General features: G+C 51.1%; 3 protein-coding genes, 1 tRNA gene and 1 pseudogene. 4 read left to right on the top strand and 1 reads right to left on the bottom strand.

Going from position 1 to position 4,177, the window contains the following annotated elements; all coding sequences use genetic code 11:
* Positions 1–493: 493 nt before the first annotated feature.
* From C5S62_RS01715 to C5S62_RS01730, 4 genes and pseudogenes are all read left to right on the top strand, one after another.
* The gene (locus tag C5S62_RS01715; protein WP_133159458.1) at positions 494–1,774 is read left to right on the top strand and encodes a hypothetical protein; all 1,281 of its coding nucleotides are present in this window, start codon (positions 494–496) and stop codon (positions 1,772–1,774) included.
* A 568-nt stretch (positions 1,775–2,342) separates the two neighbouring features.
* Positions 2,343–3,113 carry a hypothetical protein gene (locus C5S62_RS01720; RefSeq protein WP_104403798.1) on the top strand — a complete coding sequence of 257 codons (771 nt, stop codon included), beginning with the start codon at positions 2,343–2,345 and terminating at the stop codon, positions 3,111–3,113.
* A gap of 220 nt (positions 3,114–3,333) precedes the next feature.
* Positions 3,334–3,603, top strand: a pseudogene (locus tag C5S62_RS01725) (bifunctional metallophosphatase/5'-nucleotidase); the annotation flags it as partial.
* Positions 3,604–3,734: 131 nt separating this feature from the next.
* A tRNA-Ser gene (locus tag C5S62_RS01730) sits at positions 3,735–3,822 on the top strand.
* A 156-nt stretch (positions 3,823–3,978) separates the two neighbouring features.
* Here the strand turns inward: C5S62_RS01730 and C5S62_RS13760 are convergent.
* The coding region (locus C5S62_RS13760; RefSeq protein WP_223301102.1) for a hypothetical protein at positions 3,979–4,177 on the bottom strand (199 nt) is incomplete at its 5' end.

Here is a 4,177-nt window from a genome sequence, read left to right on the forward strand (position 1 = left end):
ACGTTCCTGCGTCTGCGCCGGGTGTTCGCTTTCTGCCGCGCCTTATGCTCGCCGCTCTACCTCGGCGACGACACAGGGCTGTACCCGCGCTTCCTGCGGGCGCGTGGCGACCACATATACAGGTTGAGCCACAACGGGCAGGTGTGCTATCTCCGCGCCGCTCTCAACGACGCTTTCAATCTGAAAAAAGGGTTTGAGATCGAGGACGCGGGGGCATACGAGGGGGAGTGGGTCTATGCAAAAGACCCGACGATGCCGAACCAGTTGCTCGCCGTGGACGAGAAGAAGAACCGCAAGCCCGTAGAGGGTGAGCCGCCGGAACATCCGACACCGCTGCTCGCCGACGAAGCGCGGCTCAACGCGCCGCAGAACTCGTTCATCGTGCGCGTCCCCAACAACATCTACACAACGCAGCTCGACAAGGTGAAGGCCATTGTGGAGCAATACAGAATCCTTTCAAAAACTCCGATTTACACCCCAACAAACTCAAGCAATGAACAGAGCGGAATATTTATCAACGGCGGTCGCAAGTGGTGGCAATGGCCTGTATCCATTATCGACGCAGGGGCTGTCGTTCATACAAGACCAGATTACCTTTTTACAGGCATTCGCAAGGATAGGCGGTAAACGTTACATCCTGCTCGCACCTACGGCCACCGCCGACGGCGTTGTGGTGATAGACGGCGAGGTGCTGCGCTTCAAGGCCGCAGCCAAGCCGGGCAACGGCATTCAGATCCGGGAGACAACCGAGAACATCGTGGCCGACGGCACGACCTACCGCGAGGCGCGGATTTACCGTTACGCCGAATATGTGCCGACATATACAAAGAACGTGCCGGGATTATATCCGGCCTCCGGGTTCTCGATGATAGAAACCAACGACCAGTTGGCAAAGAAACTGCTCGACTACACCGCCGTCAACAGCGACCTCGCCAAGAAACTCACCGTATTGTCTACCGACAGCCTCACCCGCGTTCAGTTGGACGCGCAAAAGGACAACGTGCGTCTTAACTGCCGCAAGGGGTGTTTCGCTCTGAACGGCGCGGAGGAATACACGATTAACGTCTACCGCCACAGCGCGAACAACATCACACAGGAACAGATCCTGCCCGACCTGCGCCGCTACGTCCGCTATTGGAACAGCGCGGCAAAGACGTGGGGAGGTTTCTACCCGGTAACGGAAAACCTGCATATCGACGTTAAGGTGGTAAAAGGCTCGACCGTCTATGTGCGCCACGGCTTTATCCCGGAGGGGGTTCAGCTTGTGCTGCTCCGCAAGAAGAAGCGCAGCCGAAAGCGTCGTTCCGGCGGCACGACAGGCACAAACGCCGCGTGGAAAGGCAAGAGTATGCTCCGGCAACCGAAGAACCAATACGTGCATTACAAGGGCGTGATACTCTCCACCTCCTCACCCAACAACTGGTATGTGCCTAAGTGCATAGGCGTAACCGACAAGGAGGACAATGCCCTTATCGGAAAGGAACTCGGATCTGTCTGCTCGGATATGATTGTGGCAAGCGGGAGTCTGTCAGAAATCGCCGCCGGGAACGGCCTCTACAAAGTGGTCGGAACTCGCGTCAAAGCTTCCAGGAAAGGCACAAAGCCCAAGACACAGGCTTGCTGCTATGCGCGGATCGCGTTGCAGTTTGCCGCAGCCGGGAAGACGTTCAAGAGCGCGGGCGGCGAGATGGCGCGTATGAAATACCGCCTTTGGTTTCATCTCGACAAGAAGACCAACAAGACCGTGGTGCGCCGTGGGTTCTCTGCCGATTAGGGACAAAAAAAGAGGGGCGGTTGAAAAACTGCTCCTCTAAAAACCCCGGCGGTCGTAACTCAATATATGCTCTGTTGTGAAATCTTGTAGGTTGTCGCTGACTAATCCAGTCGGTGCTTCGTTCAAAATCATCTCAACGGGGTCTATAAGACGCTCAATCCCTGCTGTCGGACGCGGCCATTGCCGCGATAACTTAGTGTGAGAGGGAATCGCACATGCCGCACACACCATACACTATCTTGAAATCGAAATCGCAAAACTGTCGAGGGTGTAATGCATGGCGCAAAGATATATGTTAAAATCTTAACCCCAATGAAATAGCCGATGAAAAAAACAGAATAAACGAAAACATACGTCGGTGGGCAATAAAAAACAGCCCCCGACTTGATTGTAGGACGCCAATCACATACAATCACAAAGCAGCGGCACACCGCGCAGTCGAGGGCTGTTATAGCCTTTTGACCGCCGTGTGTCGCTGCTTTTAGTATGTGATTGGCACTGCAAAATTACGCAAAAGGGGCGAGATAACCAACCGTTTCACTAACTATCAAACCCCATTTTATGCTGAATGACTGACAGCAACAGTCTCCCCACGGAGATTTACAAGGAGACCTCCTCGCTCGGACGGCTTCTGATAAAGCCTGTTGATAAGGCCACCGCAAAGGAAATGATTGTCAAGAACCACTACTCCCACAAATGGAATGACGGAGGTTTCGGTGTCTACAACTTCGGAATCTTCCGCGCCGACGAACCCGACCGTTGCCTCGGAGTGGCCGTCTACGGCTACATGAAGAACCCCAAAGCCCGGATATTCACGCACCCCAACCCGAAAGCGTGGATGTGCGAACTCAACCGTATGTGGATAGATGATGAACTCGGCCACAATGCCGAAAGTATTCTGATAGCAGCCTCGATCAAGCTGCTGCGCCGCCTTGACCCCGACCTCGTGGCCGTGCAGAGTTTCGCCGACGGTCGCCTCGGCTGCGGAACTATCTACAAAGCCGCCAACTTTCAGTATTACGGCTTTCACCTCACAAAGTTTCTGCGCAATAGACGCAGCGGCGAGATGGTACACGAGCAGATATTCACCAACTCAACATCGCCGTCGGGCTTTCTACGCGCCAATGTCGGGATGCTGATAGGCGATTTTGAAGTGTTCCACGTCAAGACCTACCGATACATTTACGCGCTCGACAAGCGTTTTCGGTGCGTAAAGCCGCAGCAACCTTATCCGGCATACGACAAAGGGATGGAAGCGACCGAATGGAAGCGCGACCGCTCGAAAATGATAGAAAGATGCGTCGGAATACTTACGAAAATGGCCGCAGATTCGGTGTGAACGCGGCCAAGATAACAATACAAAGTTAAGAAAAATCCCTCAAACTGCAAAAAGTTTGAGGGATTATTTTGCTGTAAAAATAACTATTTTTCAACCGATTAAACAGCGTTTGAGCGATGATTGAACGGCGGTCAAACAGACGCGCCCGAAATGGCCGGAAAACACCAAAAAATGTACTTTTCGTTTTTCAAAATTGCACTTTTCGTTTTGCCGATTATAGTTCGAACTGGACAAAGAGTATAGAGTAGCATTGAACTCTTATCGTGGTGGAGGCGGTGGGGATTTGCTGACAGTAGGAGCCGGCCTGCCGAAAGATAGTCTGGAGGGACGTATATTGTGGCGTACCGACCGTGACCTTCGCCATTATTTAATAGAAGCTATACGCCGGCAAGGTACCATTCATCCACAAGCGTTAGGCGAATGGAAGTTTGTGCCCGAAAAATGGGTGGAAGAGGCGGCTAAGCGTGATGCTGAACTTCTTTTTAGATAATAGAGAATTTGTGTTTTTATGGTCAAAGAGCCAAATGAAACATATTTTTTTGATAGAATAAGTTTTCATTCAAAAAAAAATATTACCTTTGCATCGCAAATCCTAAAGGATAATGCCGTAATCACCTTAAAGGAAAGGTGCTCGAGTGGTTGAAGAGGCACGCCTGGAAAGCGTGTAAACCCCTAAAGGGTTTCGTAGGTTCGAATCCTATCCTTTCCGCAAAAACAGAGATAAGACTTTAGACTATAGTCTTATCTCTGTTTTTTGCGAAATGATAAATTATGTTCATTCCTTGGCAATGTTTGTATAGGGAGGGTTCCTTCTGTTACTTTGTGTTCAGTATTTTCAAGCAATGTTATTCTATGGAAGATAGAGTCATCTTGCCATATATATGGGAAGGACATAGTGCTTGATGTGTTTTACTTTTATTGGTTGGGGCGTTACAATAGGAGGAATTATTCTCACACCAATGGCATTGGAAAAGGCACGCGGGACTGCCCCCTTGCGGGCAAAATAAGATTGACCCCTGTCGAGACTTCGGCAGGGGATTTTTGGGTCAAGCCGAAATTCCGGT

It is taken from the genome of Prevotella sp. MGM2 (assembly GCF_002933955.1).
In the GTDB taxonomy this organism is placed as follows: Bacteria; Bacteroidota; Bacteroidia; order Bacteroidales; family Bacteroidaceae; genus Alloprevotella.